A 21,034-nucleotide genomic window follows, 5' to 3' on the forward strand; every position below is an offset into this window, starting at 1 on the left:
ATGAAAGCGATTCTGGCTTTGGCAGATGGAAAAATATTTGAAGGCAAGGCATTCGGCGCGAGTGGTGAAGTCGAAGGCGAAGTCGTTTTCAATACCAGTATGTCCGGCTATCAGGAGGTGCTCACCGATCCATCCTATTGCGGGCAGATGGTACTGATGACATATCCTCTTATAGGAAATTATGGTATCAACCCGGAAGATTTCGAATCGTCTCGTCCTTTCTTAAAAGGTTTCATCATCAAGGAACTCAGTGGTATTCCCAGTAACTGGCGTTCCAGTGGAACCCTGGATCAGTTCCTCAAGGATTACGGAGTGGTGGGCATTCAGGGAATTGATACTCGAGCGTTAACGCGGCACATCCGGGACGCTGGAGCCCAGCAGGCTGTTCTTTCTACTGTTGAGTCCGATGCCAAAATTCTGGTTGCAAGGGCAAAACAATCGGTCGGAATTATTGGTCGTGATCTTGTAAAAGAAGTGACATGCAAGGAGCCTTATTTCTGGGAAAATGAAAGCGTGGGTTTTGGTGAGAGTCCGCCTGCAAATGGTAATGGGGGAAAAATATTTTCTGTTGTCGCTTACGATTTTGGCATCAAGCGCAATATTTTAAGAAAATTGACTGCTGCCGGTTGCCGGGTGCGCGTGGTTCCCGCATCCACACCAGCGGAAGATGTATTAGCGACAAAACCGGACGCCGTGTTTTTATCCAATGGGCCGGGTGACCCGGCGGGTGTGCCCTATGCCATTGAAAATGTGAAATATCTACTCGACAAGGTACCTATATTTGGGATTTGTCTGGGGCATCAAATTTTGATCCACGCTTTAGGAGGAAAAACCTACAAGCTGAGGTTTGGACATCATGGCGGCAATCAGCCGGTGATGGACTTAAGAACCCGTAAGGTAGAAATTACCGCTCAGAATCACGGTTTTGCCGCCGATGAGAAATCAATAATGAATGATGTTGAGGTGACATCCATCAATCTCAATGACAATACGATTGAAGGCATGCGACACAAAACTCTGCCGGTGTTTTCGGTTCAGTATCATCCAGAGGCCGCTCCTGGTCCTCATGATTCCGATTATTTATTTCAGGAATTTCTGGAATTAATGAAAGGAAAAGTAAATTGAAAGAAATATTGGATCAATTGATTGAAAATTTCAACCAGCCTCCCTATTCGACTGATATTTGTGAAGCCCGTCAGGATTATCAGAAGTTAGCTGGTGAAATTTATGAAGACGACAAATCTTATGAGTCCCGGGTGGGCTCCTTCCTGGAATGGTATCTTTTCGATCGCGTGATACCAGACGAACAATTAACCCCTCTTGAGACCCTTATCAATAATAAGGTCCAGGGTGATTTACCGGAAGGGATTACAAACCTCGAGGAATTCACTAATAATGTTCACGGTCTTTTCATAATAAAAAAAATCCGCGATCACGAGGTGGTGGCGTTGAACCTTTTGGATGATACGAAGTACAACGTTCGGGAACCTGAAGGGAAATTAATTTTCAAAAAAAATGAACTGTTCGAAGCAAGAATAGTTCTAAATAATGATGAATATTATTTTACGGGAAATTTTTGTTTCCACCCCAAGGAAGCCGTGAAATTTATAAAGAGCGAAATCAAATATATCAGTAAAACCAGGGGTGGGTATTTAAAGGAACTTAAAGTAAAGAACTCGCAACTGGAAAAATTAAACTCCAAGCTGGATAAAAATGCCAGGGAAGTAGAGAAATTAAATACAAAGATTAAAGACTCGAAGTCCGTGGAAAAAATCCGCGTTTGGAATGAAGACCTGGAAAGCTTAAAAAAGGTGCGCGCTGAGTTGATGCAACAAGTTTCTTTAGTAGAAGCAGAAAAATTTAATCTTGAAGTTAATAAACTAAAAAAAGAAATCAATCAACTGTCCAGCAATCTGATTCAAAGACTGAATTATATGAATTTAAAATTTGAACGTTCCCGTCAAATCGATCTACAGGATATATACCGTAACTGATGCCAAAAAGAACCGATATAAAAAAGATTTTGTTGATTGGGGCCGGTCCCATTGTTATTGGACAGGCTTGTGAGTTTGATTATTCCGGAACCCAGGCATGCAAAGCGTTGAAGGAAGAGGGGTATGAAGTCATACTCGTCAATAGCAATCCCGCCACGATCATGACCGATCCCGAGTTTGCCGACCGCACCTATATAGAGCCGGTCACTCCCGAAGTGGTTGAGATGATCATTGCACGCGATCGCCCGGACGCTCTTTTACCAACGATGGGAGGACAGACGGGGTTGAACACTGCCCTGGTTGTCGCTGAAAATGGAGTGCTGGATAAATACGGTGTGGAATTGATCGGCGCCAAGGTGGAAGCGATTAAAAAAGCCGAGGACCGTAACCTTTTCAAGGAGGCGATGAGCCGCATTGGCTTGAGCGTCCCTCCCAGTGGTCATGCGAAAGATTTAAAAACCGCGTGGGAGCTTGTAGCCCAAACTGGTTTTCCGGCCATCATTCGTCCTTCGTTTACTTTGGGGGGAACCGGAGGAAGCATCGCTTATTCAGAAAAGGATTTTGAACGTTTGATTAAATTGGGACTGCACGCCAGCCCCAATAATCAGGTGCTGATTGAAAAATCCTTGTTGGGTTGGAAGGAATATGAACTGGAGGTAATGCGGGATATTAAAGACAATGTGGTGATCGTCTGCTCCATCGAGAATTTTGACCCGATGGGCATTCATACAGGCGATAGCATCACGGTAGCTCCCGCGCAAACACTTACGGATCGTGAATACCAGATCATGCGCAACGCGGCGGTTGATATTATCCGCGAGATCGGCGTGGAAACCGGAGGATCAAATATTCAGTTTGCCCTCGACCCGAAAAACGGCGACATGATCGTTATTGAAATGAACCCCAGGGTTTCAAGAAGTTCCGCCCTGGCTTCCAAGGCGACGGGATTTCCCATCGCCAAAATTGCCGCCAAACTGGCTGTCGGCTATACGCTCGATGAGATTCAGAACGATATCACCAGAGTGACACCAGCATCCTTTGAACCCACTCTGGATTACTGCGTGGTGAAGATCCCCCGATTCACTTTTGAAAAATTTGACAAAGCCGAACCCATTTTAACCACTCAGATGAAATCGGTGGGTGAAGTGATGTCCATCGGACGAACGTTTAAAGAAGCTCTGCAAAAATCCCTGCGTTCCCTTGAAATAGGTGTGTCCGGTCTGGAGGAAATTTTCCACATTGATTTGAATCCGGAAAAATTTTCTTTAGCACAGCAGAAGGAGGAGCTAGAGAAAGCACTTCAATATCCATATTGGGATCGAATCTGGCATATTTTTGCCGCTTTGAGGAGAGGTGTTACCTTGGAGCGGATTAATGAATTGACTGGGATAGACCCGTGGTTTCTTTATAATATTTCGGAAATCATAAACCTGGAACATGATCTGAAAGAGACCGGTGGATCAGACAAAATAAGCGATGAATTATTGAGAGAAGCTAAAAAAATGGGTTTCTCCGACAAATATTTGGCTTTGCTGTGGAATTGTGCAGAAGCGAATGTTGCTGACCGCAGAAAAAATGCAGGGATATTTCCCGTCTATAAACGAGTGGATACTTGTGGCGCTGAATTTGAGGCCTTTACCCCTTATTTATATTCGACCTATGAGGATGAATGTGAGTCGAACCCGACGGATAAAAAGAAAATTATTATTCTGGGCGGCGGACCGAACCGGATTGGCCAGGGTATTGAGTTTGATTATTGCTGTGTACATGCTTCTTTCGCTTTGCAGGAAGATGGTTTTGAAACCATCATGGTTAATTGCAATCCAGAAACTGTCAGTACCGATTATGATACATCCGACCGGCTTTATTTCGAGCCTCTGACGTTCGAAGATGTCATGCATATTGTCCGGGTGGAAAAGCCGTACGGAGTTATCGTTCAGTTTGGAGGTCAAACTCCATTGAAGCTGGCGTTGTCATTGTCAAAGGCAGGGGTTCCCATCATAGGTACCAGCCCTGAAGATATTGACCGGGCGGAAGATCGTAAACTGTTCAAGGAAGTGATCGAGAAATTGGGATTGAAACAACCGAACAACGAGACCGCCACTTCTGTTGAGGATGCGCAACGCATTGCCGCGAATATTGGTTATCCTGTGGTAGTGAGGCCATCGTATGTTCTTGGCGGACGGGCGATGGAAATCGTCTATGACGAAGAACGGCTGAAACATTATATGGTGCATGCCGTCAAAGCTTCACCGGAGCATCCGATTTTAATCGATTCATTTTTGCAGAATGCAATCGAAATTGATGTCGATGCCATTGCCGATGGGACCGATGTGGTCATCGGCGGTTTGATGGAGCATATTGAGGAAGCCGGGATTCACTCAGGAGATAGCGCTTGTTCCTTACCCGCATATTCCCTGGATGCATCCATTATCGAAAGAATTAAGGAACAAACCAAGTCCCTGGCAATGGAGCTGAATGTTAAGGGATTGGTAAATATCCAATTTGCTGTTAAGGATGGCGAAATATACGTCATAGAGGTCAATCCACGGGCTTCTCGAAGCATTCCCTTCGTGAGCAAGACGATGGACGTTCCCCTTGCCAAGCTGGCCGCCCGCGTAATGGCAGGAAAGTCGCTGAAGGAATTGGGTTTTTTAAAGGAAAAAACCGTGTCTCATATCGCGGTCAAGGAGTCAGTTTTTCCCTTCAATAAATTCGCGGATGTGGATGTACTTCTGGGGCCGGAAATGAAATCAACCGGTGAAGTGATGGGCATCGATTCGACCTTTGGCCTGGCATTCGCCAAATCCCAACTGGCAACGGGAATTTGCCTACCTCCTCAAGGAACAGTTTTTATCAGTGTTAAGGAGCAAGACCGACCGGCGGCCTTAAAAGTGGCCAAAGCATTTGAAGAAATGGGCTACGATGTTCTGGGCACTCCGGAAACCATGGATTATATACGGGACAATGGTTTGCACGGGCTTGCGATCAAAACTACGGAAAATGGATTTGCCGGAATGGTGGAAGTCATCGAAAGCAATAAAGTTCAATTTATTATCAATACTGTTTTCGGTGAAGAAGCGATCAAGGAATCTTTTTCTCTTCGTCGCGCCTCTCTCAACCACAACCTGCCCTACTGCACCACCATGGCGGGCGCTTTTGCCCTGGTCGCTGCATTGCAGTCCCTGAAAGTAAATAACCTGCAGATTTGTTCGATTCAGGAATATGGGAAGGGAAACATCCATTAGGAAAGTAATTGATTCCTCTTGATGAATGTTACAGAGGAGGATTAATTTCGGGGCTTTCTCTTTTTAAAGGAATAGGATTGGTTTTTCTTGACTGCGCCAACTCTCCAATTTCAAATCCCTCGCCAGCTATTATGGCAGCTATTGAAAAACCTTCCTGTACGTCCTTGACACGTATCACACCCCGCCGCATAAACTTGTCTCCCAAATCTTTTTGAGTGAAAGGATCTTTGTATTTAAGGGTCACAGAGTAGACATTGAAAAAATCGCCAAAATCGATTCCGTGAATCTTACCGACATTAATGATGACTTCCTGATTTTCAGGAATGACGGATATAATTTCACCTTCCAGGGGTAAAGGATGCAGGGTGGTTATCAAAAATGCATTCACTTTTTGGTTCAATTCAGATAAAGCCCTGCCTATTGAACTTTTTTGAAATCGATCAGAATCAATATCGACCTGGGCTGCGTCGAGCGCAAAGGGAACGGTTCCGGCGCTGGAAACGTTTTTAAAAATTCTTTTATCAACCATTTTTCCCATATGATGGTTGATGAGTTGCAGTTCAATGTCCACTTCGGCTTTTTGTTTTATGGCATCACCAATATTTAAAATCAATTGCGCCCGTGAAGGTGGGGAGCCAGGCGTGAAATTCAGGACCCGGCCTTTTAAAATAAATTGAGTCGGATGATTAAGCTGGGTTTTTCCTGATTGGCCGATGTCTGGTTTTTCGATTTTTTGCAGTTGCTTGATTTTTTTTGGTTGAGGCAGGGAGGACGCAGGAGGCGGGGAAAGTTGAAAAAAATCCGTTTCGTCTATGGACTGTTTAAGAATATCAGTAATTAGATCCCCTGGATTATAAGGGGCCGTCCATCCAACAGGGCTTTCAAATGGTAAAATAGATAGACGGTTTTTATATTCGCTGGCGGCAACATTTTGGGAAAGAAAACCGAAAATAGTTGCCAAGCTAATGAAAAAAATAAATTTAACGATATATCTATTCATAATATTAGTAGTATTTAAAAACACTGATAACTACCTATCGACCAGAAACATTAAATCTTCATGTCAAATGAACAATTATCGATAGAATGTTATGATTTGTTTGGAAGAACGAACTTTCTAATTTTGCAACTATTGAGGGCTTGACCCTACTAATTTTGATGAAGTAGAATCATTGTTATGAAAAAATATCTATTTGTTTGTTTAATAGTATGGGTAGCAATCGCCACTCCTCTTTCATCTTTCGCAAATGAGGGCAGTGGGGAAATGGTGCTGGTTCCAAAAGGTTGCTTCACAATGGGAACCGATAAAGTGTTTCCTTATAAAATGGGATGGAAAAATGAACGCGAACGACCAGCCCACAAAGTGTGTCTGGACAGTTTTTATATTGAAAAATATGAAGTGACCCAAAAAAACTGGGAAGCGGTGATGGGGTTCAACAATACCCCCATCAAAGGCCCTGATTTACCCGTATCTGATATTGATTGGCAGGAAGCGGTAGACTATTGTTCCCGCATTGGCCGTCGGCTTCCTACGGAAGCTGAATGGGAATATGCCGCACGGGCTGGAAATAAGGACGACAACCCCTGGGGAAATGGAATTGATCGAGACTACCTTTGGTATGGAGGAAACTCTTTTCGTAAACTTCAACCCGCAGGAAAAAAGAAACCAAATGCATGGGAACTCCACGATATGATGGGAAGTGTCTGGGAGTGGGTTTCTGACTGGTATGCAGAAGACTACTATAAAGATAGTCCTGAGAATAATCCTCAGGGTCCAGCGAGGCAAAGTTGGCGTGTCATCCGGGGCGGGTCCTGGATAGACGAGGAAAATCTTATCCGCGTCACCGTTCGCTATCAGGGGATGTCGGACCCTACGGAAGATTTCTGGGTGGGCGTCCGTTGTGCTAAATCCCTTCCCAAAAGAAGCAAATAGCTTTCAAAATTTTTTTATTTCACTTCCCTTGAATGCCAAAACTGTCAATCGTATCTACCTGAAGTTAAGCCAAACCTTCAAGGATGCCCGTTCCGAACTCAACTTCAATAATAATTTTGAACTGTTAATCTCCGTTATCCTGAGTGCCCAGGCAACCGATAAATCCGTGAACGCCGCAACGGGCAAACTATTTTCTCTTTACCCTACCCCGGCAAAGATTTTGGAATGTGGAGAGAACCGCCTGAAAACCCTTATCAAGACAATTGGTTTGGCGCCCACTAAGGCCAAAAATATAATACGGACTTGTCAAATTTTAATGGATGAATTCGAAGGTGAAGTTCCAGGAAACCGTGAATCTCTTGAGAAAATGCCGGGTGTGGGTAGAAAAACGGCCAATGTTGTTTTGAACGAAGGGTTCGGTCAACCCACCATTGCGGTAGATACACATGTGTTTCGGGTTTCCCGTCGTACGGGCCTGGCTCCAGGAAAAACCGTACTCGAAATTGAAGAAAAGCTCCTGGAAGTCACTCCCAAGAAATGGAAACAGGAGGCACATAGATACCTCATTCTGCATGGCCGTTATGTGTGTAAGTCTAAAAACTTCGCCTGCGGAGAATGCGTCATTGAAAAGGAATGTCAGTATTCAGAAAAATTTTTCAAATAATTTTTCCTGATTGCTATCCTTTTTAGCACCCTATTTATAGGGTTAGGACTTATGAACAGTCATGGAAAGAAAATCAATTCGCAATTACTCTGATATTCAGGCACGGCTTGCATCGTCCCTGGATGGGGGAATAAAGACCGTTCACCTGGGAAGGGTTGAAAGCAACTCAGCATCCTACCCTATCGAAAAAATTGTATTGGGTCGTGGAAACTCTAAAAGGGTTTTGATTTCTGCGGGAATCCATGGCGATGAACCGGCGGGGGTGGAGACTATTTGTTCCTTTATCGAAGGGAAAGAATATTTAACCTTTATTAAGAGCTGGGAAATAACCCTGGTTCCATGCATCAACCCCCACGGGTATGAGCGTGGAACGCGGGTAAACCATGAGGGAATAGACCTCAATCGATTGTTTAAATCCTCATCACCTCCGAGGGAAGTGGCTCTGGTTCAATCGTTATTTGCCTTTCCTTTTGATCTGACGATTGAACTCCATGAGGATGAAGACAGTTCTGGCTATTATTTATTTCATTCCGCTGATTCTGATTTGAAGACCGATCTGCCCACCAAAATTGTGAATGAAGTCCAAAAAGTCATGCCAGTGAACAGGGACTCTATTATTGATGGATTTCCCGCAAAGGAAGGTGTCATTGACAGGGTGTCCGAACCGGAATCGATGGATTGGTGGCCAATGGCCCTATACTCTTTGTCAAGCGGGACTCATATCTGCCTGACGCTGGAAACAGCTCCCCGGTTTCCCATGGAAAATCGGGTGAATGCTCATTTACAAGCGATAAGAACAGGGTTAGGCAGTTTCCCCGGTTATTAATAAGGTTGGTATATTGCTTTAGGATTCTTTGGGCTTGATCGGGGTAAGAATAGGGATGACGATGGGTTCGCCTAGCGAGAGGGAATGAATGTCCTTCTCCGGGTTGTAACTGCTTAAAAGCCAAAAGGGAATAAAGTTCATGTCATTGCATATTTCCCACAAAGTTTCTCCCTTTTTCACCTTACGGATTACCAACTTGTCGACCTGATAATTGCTGAAAAAGTCATCTTGAATCGCCTTATGAAACTCCTGTCTGCGTTCCATAAATTTTTCAGGATCAGTTTTTGTGAAGGGAACCTTAATTTTGGCGTGCACCGGAATTTGTGAGTTGCGGCGAAGATTGTTTGCCCTCCGTACCCGACTGACCGACAATTGAGCCCATTCCGCGTAATGGCTGAGTGTCTCATCAAAATCAACAGTGATTTCTCCCATGCGGGACTCTTTGTTTGATTCGGACTTAAACTTTACAGGTAAGAAAGCAGGCCGGTTTTTGTTCATCTTGTAATCCTGCGAAGTCAAGTTCGCAAATTTTACCTTCACATCGGGGCGCGTTTGAGATTTTGCTTCAATCACCTGATCCAATTTGTCATTTTGATTTATTTTGGCAATTACGTCATTTTCCTTATTTTCCTTCAATTCAAGCTTTGCAGTTTCGAAATTGGAATTTTCATTAAGGGCACTCCGTGAACTTTCGGGTTCGGTAATCGTATTGCTGGCTTCGGCCACAACCATGCTTTCGCGAATCAACAGTTTTTGTCCCGGATAAAGCGAGTTCGGATTTTTTATTTCATTTAACCGCGCAATTTCTGCACTGTTGGTTTTAAATCGTTTAGCGATCTTGCTCAATTTATCATTTTTCTGGACTCGATAAGAACCTGTGCTAACTTGTTCCATTTCCTTAGCCGGCGCCTTTGCTTCCATCACTTGAAAGGACTCGTTTATTTGCTGACCTTTGGCCTCTGGCAATTTGAGAACTTTACCGACATAAATCCTGTTTCTTAGCCCAATCCCATTTCGTTGTTTTAAATTTTGAACCGAAGTGCCAAAACGCATAGCAAGACCAGACAATGTGTCACCTTGCTGAACGGTGTACCATTTTGATCGAATTTGTTGGTCGTATTTTTCCGAAGTCGCTATTTTTTGGTAAATGGGTCTGAGATTGTCAAATTCTCTAGCGGGTGCTTTAAACACAAACCCTCTTGGAATCCTTTTTTGTCCAGTGATAACGGGTGTGCGCAGCGCGGGGTTGGATTTCGCTATTTCTTCTCGACCCATTCCAAATTGATCCATTACAGTGGAAATATGGACATAGTCATCAAAGCGCACTGAAACATACTTTAACGGCTCGGCCCTGGTGACATTGGGGAAATACTTTGTGGCGTTGTTGGAGACATGCAGAGCCGCAAGGAACTCGGCGTAAAAGTTTCTCGAAGCGAAGCCGAAGGTTCGACTTTTATATTTATTGACGATAGTGGCGATATTAGCCCCAAATTTTTGCTTTGCCAGCATCATTCCCCGGGTCCCATGGTTATAGGCAGTTATGGCAAGGGGCCAGCTTTTCAGCTGCTCAAAATTATGTGTTAATAATTTTGCGGCGGCGTGAGTGGAAAGAATAGGGTCTCGTCTTTCGTCAACATCGTATCCAACCCGCATAAAAAGTCTTCCAGTACCACGAGTAAATTGCCAAATTCCCGCAGCCCCTGCGCTTGAATAAGCCCCTTCATGGAAGGATGACTCCACATGAGGAAGTGCGCCTAATTCCTTGGGAAGGTTGTAATCTTTTAAAATTTTATTTATTTCGTTCATGTATTTGCCAGAACGAAATATCCCCCGTTCAAATCGATCTTTTTGCCCTATCTGGGAACGGATGTTTCCTGAAGCCTGGTAAAACCCGCCTTTCACCAAATCGTGAATACGCTTTTCTTCCCCTGTGAGGATGGTTATGTTCTTTTTGCTGGCTAGTTTTCGCAGTATTTCTTTATATTTATCTTTAACCTTGCGTAACTTATTGTCTTTTGCCCGATTGGACAAAGATTGGCCGCCAAGATAGACGACTTCGTATATCACATCCAGATTCTCGATGTCATGCACAACGGCATAATCTGATGGATATTCTGAATAGATTTTTTTCCAGAAATCGACCTGTTTTTCCAATCCTGGAGGAACTGAAAAATCGTAATCTGACAGGGTATGAACACTTCCGGGAGTATTTCCCAGGGCCTGGGAAAAGGTAACAAAAAATATGAATGTGGCGAGAATGCAGGCAAGTACTTTAAAATAAAGCGATTTCACCAAAAGAACCGTCCTTTTATGGAATGGTTTGAAGGATAATTAAGGCCAATTTGTTTTTCTATTTTTGGACGGTTAAGGCAAAAAAATGAGCCAAACTGGAACATCATTCGCCCTTCCTCCATTCACCCCAAAAAGACATAAGCCCTTTGATTTTAAAAGGATAACAGACATGGCGCGTCCGAGTCAAGTCAATTTTATTTTTTTCAGGAAGGTTGTGTTTGTAGCCTCCCATAAATCAGTATTTTTTGAGTTTAAGAGGGTCTGATGTTTTGGGATAATTTTTATTAATCTGGTAGACAAATGCCAGTAATTCCGCCACAACGTGGTAAACGGTGGGTGGAATGTCCTGGTTAACCTCAATTTGGGAAAGAACCTCAACCAGGTCAGGATCTTCTTTTATTGGAATATTGTGTTTTTTTGCCAGAGCAATAATATTTGCTGCGATCTGGCCTTTCCCTTTGGCGGTTATTTTTGGGGCAAGATCACTGAAGGAGTTGTACCGCAAGGATACGGCAGATTTAGGACGCTTGAAGTCGTTTTTTTTCATGTCGTGACATCGACCAGTTGAGATGTGAGGCCCATCAGTACTTCAGGCAAATCATTAACAGGGTGCATATCTATTTTGTCTTGCACGCAGCAGGCGAGGTGCGCCTTAAATCCGAGTTCGTCGAGCCGCGATTCGAAATCCTGAGCATGGGTGTTTATAAAATCGGCAATGGATTGGTTTTCTACAGTCATCTTTAAGGATAATTGGGATTTCACTATTTGACTGTCAACACGAAGATTGCCTAAATTCGAAAGGTTGAGAAGAAATACCAGATTATAGTTCTGCTTGGATTTGCCTTTATTACCTTCTTCTTCATCCTGTGAGGGACGGATATAAAGTTTGATCGTCGGGTCGCCGTTTGCATAGGGGTTGGGAATTTGCAGTAAGAGAGGTTGACCTTCCTGTTTCGCCAGTTGATTGGTCAGTTGGTGCAATTCAATATTGTCCACTGCCTGGCGAAAAATCTGAGTCGTGTCTTTTAATGCTTGTGATTGTGGAGAAGAACCGCTTTTTTGTAAACTTTGGTTTTCAAGTTTCTGTATCATTTCCAGAAGCAGGCCTTTAAGATCCCTGTTAAGTTCCAGTCCTTTTGCCGATTCGAAATTTGCCCCTTTCTCCAGAAAATGTTTTACTTTGGCTTCATAATCCACTCCAGATAAATTGACCTGTTCTTTAACCATTTGGGCGCTGGGTATTTTTTCGGTCCCCGAGGTCAATGTTTGAATCGTTTGCTCCAGCCTTGCCAATGCCTCCTTCCCTGCAATTTTAAATAACTCGTTTCCTGGGGGCAAATCGCTGACTACAGTGGTGAGTTTATTGACCATCTCCCCAAAGGGCTGGCGTATGGACAGGTAGGGTTTTACCACTCCAGGGTCCACCCGGCTGATGACCGCACCGTCGGTTTGAGCGAGGCGAAACGATCCATTTTCAGTTTGTTGGGCAATGACGGGTATTTGATCTCCAGGTTTCAAGGGCTGAGAACCTTGCGTTGTAACAATAAAATTTCTATTGTTCAGCTGGATAATAGCGGTATCAGGGTCCAAAACTTGTTTTACCGGAATCTGGTAGACCTTTCCCAAATCCAGTTTTAAAAACTCCAGATTGGTTTTTGCAAAGATGGAAATGGGCGAGCTGGGTCTGGAGGAGAGAGTAACATCCTGTTTTACTTCCCTACCTGAAGTGTCATTGACAGCCTTTGCCGGATTATGGGCAATGACCGCGCCAGAATTACTGACGATTTTAAACTCCGGAATGGGGGTGAGTTGTTTCACCTGGGCCGTGAGAGTTTGTCCAACTTTAAAGGAAAGGTTTCCTTCGACAATTAATTTTTGTTTTCCAAAGTCGAGCTGGGATTTTCCATCGGAAAACACTTGCACCACCTGTCCCTTGAGGAACTGGCCGATATTTAGCTGCTGGATGAATTTTTGAGGGAGTGAAGATAAACCTTCAGATGAACCCTCACTGGTGAGGATTTTGAGAACGTTTGATGGTAATTGATCGACTTGCAAGGAAAACTCCGTTTTTCCCCGAAAAAATTAAAAAAGAAATCACTTGCGTAAGCTGAGAACGAGTTCAATTTCTCCCAAAGGAAGATTGATTTTGTCTGCTATTTCTCGCGGGCTAAACCCTTCAGCGGATAATTTCAACGCCTTGCCATATTTATCATTTATCCAGGGTTCCTGAAATTTCTGGTTGATGCTTTGAGAAGAATATCCGGCTGACTTTACTTCCTCCAGGAGTGCCATGAGGGCTTTTTTTTCATTTTCCATCACCTGAGTTAGCGTGAACAGGTCTTTATGCCTGGATTCAACGTTTTCTAAAATCCGGTCAGACAATTTGTGCCCTTCCAGCACCATCTTTTGCAGTGCAACTTCAAAAGCGGCCAATTCATTCTTCTGGGATTCCCAGCCCCTGGCGAATTGTTCTTTTTTTCTGAATCGAAGAACGCAGTAACCGGCACTAACAGCGAAAAGGATATTTAGAAAGATTTGCAGGAGAACCCAGTTATTCATAAAAAAACTAAATCATCACGTTGATGGTTCCACCCTGATTTTCTTCCAATGCTGACATTTTCCTTTTATAAGCTTCATCTTCAGAATCCAAATCAGGCTTTTTATTTTTCTTTCGGAATTGATTCGCTCCAGACCCATCAGGATCAACATTATTGGATTGATTGGAGAGCTCTGAGTTTTGAACGGATAACCGTTTCAACTCATCGGAGATTTTTCTTTCTTCATTTTGATGCTGACCGTTGGCATGGGGAAGGTTTTGCAGGTTATGCTGGACTTTCTCAGTGGCTGTCCCCATCTGCACGATGTGTTGGATATTGACTGGTGAGATTCCCGACATATTAGCTAACTCACTGTTTTAATATCAATTATATTACTATACGTGTTCACATGGAATTGTCAAGGTCCCGGGGGACGGCTGCAAACCCAATAACTATTATCTTTTCGGGGATTAACGATAAAAACTTAACAGAAAATAAAGCAGTAATACTGCTCCCGTTTATTGTAATTAAATTGCTCTATTGTTGAAGTCTTTAATGCAGCGATCCGAAGAAAAAACTGGATGTACAGGCGGGCTTCACGTTATTAAATAGTTATGGTTTTAAATAGCCAGGTGGTGCTGGTTTGGGTGTTTATTAAAAACTGCTAGAGGATGGTAAGGAAGGAAATGTCACTTAATCACAAACTGGGTGAATACCACATCATTAACGGTTCCAGTCCCTGCGAGAAGAAGGGGGTTGACTGAAACCAGGATTTCTTTTTTGATTATTTCTTCAATATTTCCTTTATTGAGAAAATATTCCTTCGGGCTTTTCCGGGTTAATATTGTGTAAATATTTTTTCGAATATTTGGGAGACTTTTCTCTATTTCATTGTTCAGGGTACTGTTGCTTAATATGAAATGAGGGGTCAGGGAAATAAAATGACCCGTCTCTGTATTACCTGATTTGAGGGGAAGGAAAAAAGGTTGTAAAGCATATATATTAACTTTATTAAAAGTAGGCTTGACAGCTTCAACTGGAGGGAGAGCGGAAACGGCTTCCTCGACCTTTGCTTCCTTCGGAGAGGACGAAGAAAGAAAATAGTAAGTTCCGGCCGCCGATGCAAGCAACAACAGGATTCCTCCACCCACCACAATCCAGAATTTCTTGCTAAATAGAAAACGGCTGCCTTTGTCTGGTGGTTCTGCTGCCTTTGCGCCCTCTTCCGGGGGGGTCCGTGGCTTCTAGCAGACGTTCAAGCTCTTCAGCTTCTTGAGCACTGGGATCTAATTCTTCAGCTTCTTCAGCTTGCGCCATGACAGAGTCCTTGTGACCATTGAAATTCTGTATTGATCTGGATTCAGAGCGTTGTTTTTAATTCAGTATATAATTTTTGAACCTTGGCTTTGAAGTCTTCATGGTTGCCATCATTTTGTAAAATGTAGTCGGCATGCTTAACTTTTTCTTCCTGAGGCATTTGATTTTGAATTCTCAATGTGGCTTCCTCGCGGGTCAAGGTGCTACGCTTCATTGCCCGGCGAATCAAACTTTCTTGATCGCAGGTGACCACAATCACCTTATCTACCTTTTTTAAATTGCCTGATTCTATTAAAAGTGCGGCGTCGATAATAACGACGGATTGAGGGTCATCTTTAAAAATTTGCCCGCAAAGCCTCATCTCTTCCGCAAAAACTTTGGGATGAAGTATGTTCTCAAGCAATATTTTTTTGCTTTTGTCGCTAAATACGATATTGGCCAGTCTGGTGCGGTCTATCGTTTGATCCTCATTTAAAATCGCTTTCCCAAAAGTGTGGGTTATTTCTTCCCAGGCAGGTTGGTTGGGGAGAACCAGTTCCCGGCAGATAGCATCCGCATCGATAATACTGGCGCCCAGTTCTTTAAGTATGGAGGCCGCAGTCGTTTTTCCGGAACCCATACTGCCGGTAAGACCCACAATCAAACCCATCGTTGTTTCACCTATTCTCAACCTCAAATAGCACTGTTCTTTTACTCACTTCAGCGACTGTAAAAGCTCATCATAAAGCCGGATCAATTTTTGCGTCATGGGGCCGGGTTTGCCGTCTCCAATCGTTCTACCATCCAATTGGGTGACAGGCATGATTTTTTTAATGGTTCCTGTGAGAAATAATTCATCGGCTTTTTCCAGGGCTTCCGCGGGCCATTGCCCCTCCTCCACGGTAACACCATTTTCTTGCGCAAGTTGAATGACCTTTTCGCGGGTGATTCCGGAGAGAATTCCACAGTCAAGGGAAGGCGTCAGGATTCTTTCTCCCTGGACAAAAAATATGTTGCTGGTGGTGCATTCGGTCAAATAGCCGGAGGGACTTAACATCAAGGCATCTTTGGCTCCAAGCCGGTTTGCCTCCATTTTAGCTAGAACGTTGTTAAGATAATTCCCCGTTTTCATGCCTGGATTTAAAGCTTCTTTTGGATTTCTTTTGATGGAAACCAGGGCGATTTTGATTCCATCCTTATAGTTTTCAGGTGGGTATTCTTTGATTTTGGTCACATAAATGACAACATTGGGTTTTTGACACGTGGATGGATCGATATCAAGGTCTCCTATCCCGCGAGTCACAACAATACGAACATACGACTCTTTGTTGCCGGCGGCCTGGAGTGTTTTATCGACTTCCCGAGCAAACCAATTCTGGTCATAAGGAATTGTCAATGAGAGGCCACTGGCCGAATTTAATAGTCGCTTGAAATGATCTTCAAAAAAGGCAGGTTTGTTATGATGAGTAAAAAGCACTTCATACACACTGTCACCAAACAAAAAACCGTGATCAAAAACGGAGATGTGTGCATCATCTTCAATGTTACTGTTAAAATTTATTTTAGTCGTCATGGTTTAAACCCCATCAGGTAATTTTGTATTTGAATATCAGGCAGGCAGGGAATGGCAAATAGAAATGTCAAACCATATCAATTGCTAGAGGACCCCTTTTTTTTATCCAGGGATAAAAGAATGTCTTTCAGTTTATTTTCATCCTCATCAGTGTATTTATCCTGAGGTTCTCCCTTTAAACCTTCAGAGTTTGCACTGCCGTTGGTTCTACTTTTCAGGTCTTGAGCCAGTTTATCGAGGCCTTTCCAGGCGCCAATATTCTCCTTAACTTCGCTCAAATTAATTTTTGGAAAACTTTCAATTAAGCTTTCGCTATTCACTCCGCGAGCCACAACCTGAGATAAATTGTTCAAATGGGGAGCAAAAATAGATCCACGAGTGATGTCAGTATTCAATTCCGGGAAAAACCGAAGCGGAAACATTAGGATAATTAAAATGACAACGCCTTTAACGACCCCAAGAATGCCACCAAATACCCTGTCAAGTGCAGACAAACCTGGGGCGGAATGAATCAGCTTCTTTATGAGTTTGCCCACTAAAGAAATGCCAACAACTCCGGCAATAAAAATAAGACCAAAACTGATTATTTCAGATGCTGTGGTGTTCGAAATATATTGTTTAAGGGTAATAGATAAGTCTGCACGGTAGTTCATGGCCAAAAAGTATCCACCGATATAGGCCAGTACCGAGAATATTTCCCGCACCATTCCACGGATGATGGAGAACACAAGGCTGATACTCAAAACGATTATGACAAGGGAATCAAACAGGGACATAAATTTCTACTTAATACACAAGAAGTTTGTAGTTATTCAATGGGTGTTGCTCAGCAATAATTCCTTAAAGCGATCGGGTTTCTGTTCTTCGTATAGAGTGAGGTAAATGGCGTAATTCCGCAGTACTTTTTTAACGTAGTTTCTTGTTTCAGTATAAGGAATCGTTTCAATAAATTCCAGCGGATCCAAACTGGGGCGCAAGGCTATCCATTGTTTTATTTTTGTTGGACCTGCATTATAGGCCGCTAAAGCATATACCATATTTTGATTAAAGGAAACCATCAGGTAATTTAAATAATCGATCCCCAACCGTACATTGTTGGATGGATTTTTTAACTGTTCCTCTGTGGGAATCTCTTGTCCAAGGGAGCGCGCCACCTCCTCTGCGGTCTTGGGCATTAACTGCATCAATCCGATGGCATTGGCTTTGGAAATGATTCTAGGATTAAAAGCGCTCTCTTGTCGCATCAAAGAAAGAACTAAAAAGGGATCGAGTTCGTAATTTTTTAAAATTTCGTGTATTTGTAAATGAAAGGCTCTGGGGTACAGCCCTTCTGCAACGGACCGGGAAAGCCGCTCATGATTGCCGTTGCCGGCTATTTTCCAGGAAAGGCGCATGGAATCCTGGAAATTGCCTCCAAGCTTAAATAAATGTGCAATGTAAAATGAAAAAGCGGGATTATCCTTTTTAAAAGAAAGGTGTTCCAATTCCTCAACCCCCTGATCACTAAATCCTACGGCGATCAACTGCTCTGCCCGGCGCAATCGTTTACGGTCGATTTCGCCAAGACCAAATATTCTAAAAGCCACCTCCTGAGATGCCTTCTGTGTCAAAAAATGTTTGAGGTCAAATCCTGATTCTTCCTGGGTGATAATGGTATAGAAATCAAAAGGGTGATTTTGGGCAAGTTCTTTGAATATTTTAATTTTTTCATTCTTATTGCCCAACTCTTCCTGAGTTTGAGCCAGCCAATATTGACCTGCCAACTGGTAAGAGGCATTGGGGTAAGTTGCATTCAAGCGTTTATAAGCCGACGAAGAATGAAACTCGATGAGTCGATTAAAATGGGTCTGGGCCAGGTCATATTTTTTTTCCAGCTTATAGATCCAAGGGATTTTGAATAGCGCGGCGGTGGTGAAGGAACCAAAATCATATTTCTGGATCAGTTGTTCATAATATCCTAGCGCTTTGGAATATTCACCTTTGTCCTCGGCAATGCGCCCAAGAAAAAACAGGGCTTTATGACAATCGTTAATTTCCAGGGGATACTGTTGGATTATTTTTTCATAAAAAATTGCCGCCTGCTCGGGTAGTTCTTCCTTCCAAAGGGAATAAGCCACGTCATTGAGCGATTTTCTAGGATATAACGTGGTGAGTTGTTCAACCGCATCATTGACAGGATGATCTCTCAGGTAAGAAATTAGAAGGCGATTCAATATTTTAGTAACCCCCCTCGCCTCTTGAATTCCAGGAAAACTCTGGAGAACATTCAGGCCCAATTTCAAACTCACTTCCTGATCGTCCCGATCGATCGATTCGTAGAAACTTTTCACCATTTCATTTCTATAGATCACCTTATTTTTCTTCTGGGCAATGGGACGTTTCCTTGCTTCGCCATTCATTTTTAAAGAAATGCTTAAATCAAATTCCAGTCCCTCAAGGTCAATATTTATTTTTTTAAGCCTGTCACTATGGACTCTAAAAAAAATTCGCGCTGTTTCTTTTGCTTCTTCAGATTGTGTGTTGTTCAAGATAGAAGCATAAACATCCGCCGCGCCTTTCAAGTCACCGGCAGATCGATAATTTTCGGCCAGAGAAAGGTTGACCATTAATTTATGCTCTTCATTACCCGGAAACTCTCGCATTAATGATTTACGGAATGCCTGCCACGCGGCCCGGTAATTAAGCGCCAAAAAGTAACTTTTTCCCAGTTGGTATTCCACCTCTGCCAGATCACGGGGTACGTTGGAGTAAAATGGACTGTCGGGATAAGACCGGAAAATAATCATGCGAAGATTTTCAGACCTATTGAGCAAATCAAGAGCGGTTGAATATTGCTGGTTATCTAACTCCCTGTTTCCTTGTTCCTTAAAAGCAAGGGAGAGGTAGTTAATCCGGAAATCCTCCAGAATGAAATTACCTACAATTTTTTTGTTCAGATATTTAATAGCGGCCTTGTAATCCTGACTTCGGTAGTGAAGATACCCTATAGCAAGGACCAGCAGGTTCTTCTCTTCTTGAGAGTTACTATTCTCCCAGGCTGATGTGTAATGTTTGAGGACCGAAGGTATTTCTTTCTCATCAAGATGATCGAGTTCGTAACTTTTGTTCCCGAGGACGGTAAGAACAGGGGGGAAAGACTCCAGGGTATTAAAAATATCAAGTGATTTGGCAGAAACATTGCCTATCTGGAAAAGGATTGAAAGAATTAAAGAGAATATTATTTTCAGGAGAGAAGTCATTGGGACCAGGGGATTCGGTGTAACAGTTGAATCAAAACCCGAAAACGTTGCCCGGCTTGATAAAAATCACCCTCCACGAAGGAGTGGGGCTGGGGGAGCTTTTAAACGAACCAGATTGATTTTCTTATTTGGAAATAAGAAGCTTGATTCTGCCGTGAAGACAAAACTTGCAATCTCTATATTAATTCAAAAAGATAGAAATTGGCAGGAAAGAGTTATATTTTTTTCCCAAGAGATCGACTTAAGGAAACGATAAAATCATTTTCCTCATTTACCAAAGGTGTCGACCGCTTAAATTGAGAAGGAACAGATGGCCTTGCTGACAATTTTTCCTGAGTGGATGAGGGACTGACCACCACTTCTTCCCCAACATTCCATTTTCTTTGAGCATTTGGTTCTTTTTCTACCGCAATGATAATGATTTCATGAGTTTGTGAACTCCATTTGGTATGTGGCGCCCGGTTATTCTGATGCCTTCGCTCTTTGCTATTTTGCTGAGCCAGAGATTGAATAGATTCTGGGACTCTATGCCGGCGGTCGTTGTTTCTTTTGTCACCATTTCTTAGAATAATTCCCTTCCGTTTTTGCGATGGTACATTAAAACCTGAAGGTTCTTCAATTCTCAACGCGGGCAGGGATTTAGACGCAGAAATAATTCTTTCCACCATCTTTTCAGAATCGGTAGCCTTACTTCTGTCAATAGCAGCGACCAACATGACAGACCTCCATATTAAAATATAGGGTTTATTGAATTTACTTATATTACAGGATATAAGCCTATCGGCAAGACTTAACTTAATCTTAAGTAATTTTTTTATTTTTTATTAAATAATTAACCTCTATCTTTTAAATAATTGATAAATAGAATCTTAAATGTAGAAGTGAATTGGTATTTTTTTTTGGAAAGGGCGAGATTGATTTCATCCAAGGACCAATAATAACCTTCCAGAATTTCGGTAGGGTTAATTTTGATAGGTTGGCGAGTGGTGCAGGTATAGGCGAAAACATGTTCCCAATAACTCTCTTTACAGGCTTTAATTTTCATGAAAAGGTGCAAAGGCTCGGAAATAGTCAATTCTTCCATAAGCTCCCGATTGGCAGCAGTCAGGTAATTCTCGCCTGCATCGACATGACCGGCGCAGGACGTGTCCCAGAATCCAGGGTTCTCATCTTTGGAAAAAGCTCTTTTCTGCAGGTAAAGATCTCCCTCTGGGTTAAAAACAAAAATATGCACGGATCGATGGAGCAGGTTTTTTTTGTGGATTTCTTTTCGAGTTGCCTGGCCAATGACCCGGTCATCTATATCTACCAGGTCATATATTTCTTCGTCGGAATTCATGAGGTCAAGCGGAGGTTACATTGGTACAAGTTATTTTGTTTATTTGATAATGGGCGAAAACTGAAGTGCATTCCGCGATTCCCTTCAGGCAGA

Annotated in this window: 18 protein-coding genes; 6 read left to right on the plus strand and 12 right to left on the minus strand. The window is 42.9% G+C overall.

Annotated features, from left to right (window positions below; translation table 11 throughout):
* From carA to carB, 3 genes are read left to right on the plus strand one after another with little or no spacing between them, the layout of a single operon-like run.
* A complete protein-coding gene (carA, locus tag O3C58_01060) occupies positions 1–1,125 on the plus strand; it encodes a glutamine-hydrolyzing carbamoyl-phosphate synthase small subunit (GenBank protein ID MDA0690452.1) in 1,125 nt (374 codons plus the stop codon).
* Complete coding sequence (locus O3C58_01065; protein ID MDA0690453.1) at positions 1,122–1,994, plus strand: hypothetical protein; 873 nt, start codon at positions 1,122–1,124, stop codon at positions 1,992–1,994. The genes carA and O3C58_01065 overlap by 4 nt, the downstream gene beginning before the upstream one ends.
* Positions 1,994–5,242, plus strand: a complete 3,249-nt coding sequence (gene carB, locus O3C58_01070; GenBank protein ID MDA0690454.1) for a carbamoyl-phosphate synthase large subunit — start codon at positions 1,994–1,996, stop codon at positions 5,240–5,242. The genes O3C58_01065 and carB overlap by 1 nt, the downstream gene beginning before the upstream one ends.
* Before the next feature lie 28 nt (positions 5,243–5,270).
* On the opposite strand, the gene O3C58_01075 is transcribed toward carB, so the two are convergent.
* Entirely contained in the window at positions 5,271–6,242 is a 972-nt protein-coding gene (locus tag O3C58_01075) for a hypothetical protein (GenBank protein ID MDA0690455.1), read from the minus strand.
* A gap of 177 nt (positions 6,243–6,419) precedes the next feature.
* On the opposite strand from O3C58_01075, the gene O3C58_01080 reads away from it, so the two are divergent.
* From O3C58_01080 to O3C58_01090, 3 genes are all read left to right on the plus strand, one after another.
* Entirely contained in the window at positions 6,420–7,175 is a 756-nt protein-coding gene (locus O3C58_01080) for an SUMF1/EgtB/PvdO family nonheme iron enzyme (GenBank protein ID MDA0690456.1), read from the plus strand.
* A 28-nt stretch (positions 7,176–7,203) separates the two neighbouring features.
* Positions 7,204–7,839, plus strand: a complete 636-nt coding sequence (nth, locus tag O3C58_01085) for an endonuclease III (GenBank protein MDA0690457.1) — start codon at positions 7,204–7,206, stop codon at positions 7,837–7,839.
* A gap of 61 nt (positions 7,840–7,900) precedes the next feature.
* Positions 7,901–8,665 carry a M14 family metallocarboxypeptidase gene (locus tag O3C58_01090; protein ID MDA0690458.1) on the plus strand — a complete coding sequence of 255 codons (765 nt, stop codon included), beginning with the start codon at positions 7,901–7,903 and terminating at the stop codon, positions 8,663–8,665.
* Positions 8,666–8,683: 18 nt separating this feature from the next.
* Here O3C58_01090 and O3C58_01095 read toward each other — a convergent pair whose 3' ends face one another.
* The 11 genes from O3C58_01095 to O3C58_01145 all read right to left on the minus strand — a co-directional run bounded on the left by O3C58_01095 (position 8,684) and on the right by O3C58_01145 (position 20,941).
* Entirely contained in the window at positions 8,684–10,957 is a 2,274-nt protein-coding gene (locus tag O3C58_01095) for a LysM peptidoglycan-binding domain-containing protein (protein MDA0690459.1), read from the minus strand.
* Between the two features lie 235 nt (positions 10,958–11,192).
* A complete protein-coding gene (locus tag O3C58_01100; protein MDA0690460.1) occupies positions 11,193–11,504 on the minus strand; it encodes an EscU/YscU/HrcU family type III secretion system export apparatus switch protein in 312 nt (103 codons plus the stop codon).
* A complete protein-coding gene (locus O3C58_01105) occupies positions 11,501–13,012 on the minus strand; it encodes a flagellar hook-length control protein FliK (GenBank protein MDA0690461.1) in 1,512 nt (503 codons plus the stop codon). The genes O3C58_01100 and O3C58_01105 overlap by 4 nt, the downstream gene beginning before the upstream one ends.
* Positions 13,013–13,051: 39 nt before the next feature.
* A complete protein-coding gene (locus tag O3C58_01110) occupies positions 13,052–13,516 on the minus strand; it encodes a hypothetical protein (protein ID MDA0690462.1) in 465 nt (154 codons plus the stop codon).
* Positions 13,517–13,523: 7 nt separating this feature from the next.
* The gene (locus O3C58_01115; GenBank protein MDA0690463.1) at positions 13,524–13,853 is read right to left on the minus strand and encodes a hypothetical protein; all 330 of its coding nucleotides are present in this window, start codon (positions 13,851–13,853) and stop codon (positions 13,524–13,526) included.
* Between the two features lie 1,001 nt (positions 13,854–14,854).
* The gene (gene coaE, locus O3C58_01120; GenBank protein ID MDA0690464.1) at positions 14,855–15,460 is read right to left on the minus strand and encodes a dephospho-CoA kinase; all 606 of its coding nucleotides are present in this window, start codon (positions 15,458–15,460) and stop codon (positions 14,855–14,857) included.
* A 45-nt stretch (positions 15,461–15,505) separates the two neighbouring features.
* Positions 15,506–16,363, minus strand: coding sequence for an aminotransferase class IV (locus O3C58_01125; protein MDA0690465.1), 858 nt, complete (start codon positions 16,361–16,363; stop codon positions 15,506–15,508).
* 77 nt (positions 16,364–16,440) lie between these two features.
* Positions 16,441–17,139 (minus strand): CvpA family protein, encoded by a 699-nt coding sequence (locus O3C58_01130; protein ID MDA0690466.1) that lies wholly within the window; start codon positions 17,137–17,139, stop codon positions 16,441–16,443.
* Positions 17,140–17,175: 36 nt separating this feature from the next.
* Complete coding sequence (locus O3C58_01135) at positions 17,176–19,602, minus strand: transglycosylase SLT domain-containing protein (GenBank protein ID MDA0690467.1); 2,427 nt, start codon at positions 19,600–19,602, stop codon at positions 17,176–17,178.
* 215 nt (positions 19,603–19,817) lie between these two features.
* Positions 19,818–20,318, minus strand: a complete 501-nt coding sequence (locus O3C58_01140; protein ID MDA0690468.1) for a hypothetical protein — start codon at positions 20,316–20,318, stop codon at positions 19,818–19,820.
* A gap of 116 nt (positions 20,319–20,434) precedes the next feature.
* Positions 20,435–20,941 carry an NUDIX domain-containing protein gene (locus O3C58_01145; GenBank protein ID MDA0690469.1) on the minus strand — a complete coding sequence of 169 codons (507 nt, stop codon included), beginning with the start codon at positions 20,939–20,941 and terminating at the stop codon, positions 20,435–20,437.
* Positions 20,942–21,034 lie beyond the last annotated feature (93 nt).

Source organism: Nitrospinota bacterium, assembly GCA_027619975.1.
Taxonomy (GTDB): domain Bacteria; phylum Nitrospinota; class Nitrospinia; order Nitrospinales; family VA-1; genus JADFGI01.

Coding starts and splice junctions, on each gene's coding strand:
- carA (MDA0690452.1), top strand. CDS start 1: ATGAAAGCGATTCTGGCTTTGGCAGATGGAAAAATATTTGAAGGCAAG.
- carB (MDA0690454.1), top strand. CDS start 1,994: ATGCCAAAAAGAACCGATATAAAAAAGATTTTGTTGATTGGGGCCGGT.
- O3C58_01075 (MDA0690455.1), bottom strand. CDS start 6,242: ATGAATAGATATATCGTTAAATTTATTTTTTTCATTAGCTTGGCAACT.
- O3C58_01080 (MDA0690456.1), top strand. CDS start 6,420: ATGAAAAAATATCTATTTGTTTGTTTAATAGTATGGGTAGCAATCGCC.
- O3C58_01090 (MDA0690458.1), top strand. CDS start 7,901: ATGGAAAGAAAATCAATTCGCAATTACTCTGATATTCAGGCACGGCTT.
- O3C58_01100 (MDA0690460.1), bottom strand. CDS start 11,504: ATGAAAAAAAACGACTTCAAGCGTCCTAAATCTGCCGTATCCTTGCGG.
- O3C58_01110 (MDA0690462.1), bottom strand. CDS start 13,516: ATGAATAACTGGGTTCTCCTGCAAATCTTTCTAAATATCCTTTTCGCT.
- O3C58_01115 (MDA0690463.1), bottom strand. CDS start 13,853: ATGTCGGGAATCTCACCAGTCAATATCCAACACATCGTGCAGATGGGG.
- coaE (MDA0690464.1), bottom strand. CDS start 15,460: ATGGGTTTGATTGTGGGTCTTACCGGCAGTATGGGTTCCGGAAAAACG.
- O3C58_01125 (MDA0690465.1), bottom strand. CDS start 16,363: ATGACGACTAAAATAAATTTTAACAGTAACATTGAAGATGATGCACAC.
- O3C58_01130 (MDA0690466.1), bottom strand. CDS start 17,139: ATGTCCCTGTTTGATTCCCTTGTCATAATCGTTTTGAGTATCAGCCTT.
- O3C58_01135 (MDA0690467.1), bottom strand. CDS start 19,602: ATGACTTCTCTCCTGAAAATAATATTCTCTTTAATTCTTTCAATCCTT.
- O3C58_01140 (MDA0690468.1), bottom strand. CDS start 20,318: ATGTTGGTCGCTGCTATTGACAGAAGTAAGGCTACCGATTCTGAAAAG.
- O3C58_01145 (MDA0690469.1), bottom strand. CDS start 20,941: ATGAATTCCGACGAAGAAATATATGACCTGGTAGATATAGATGACCGG.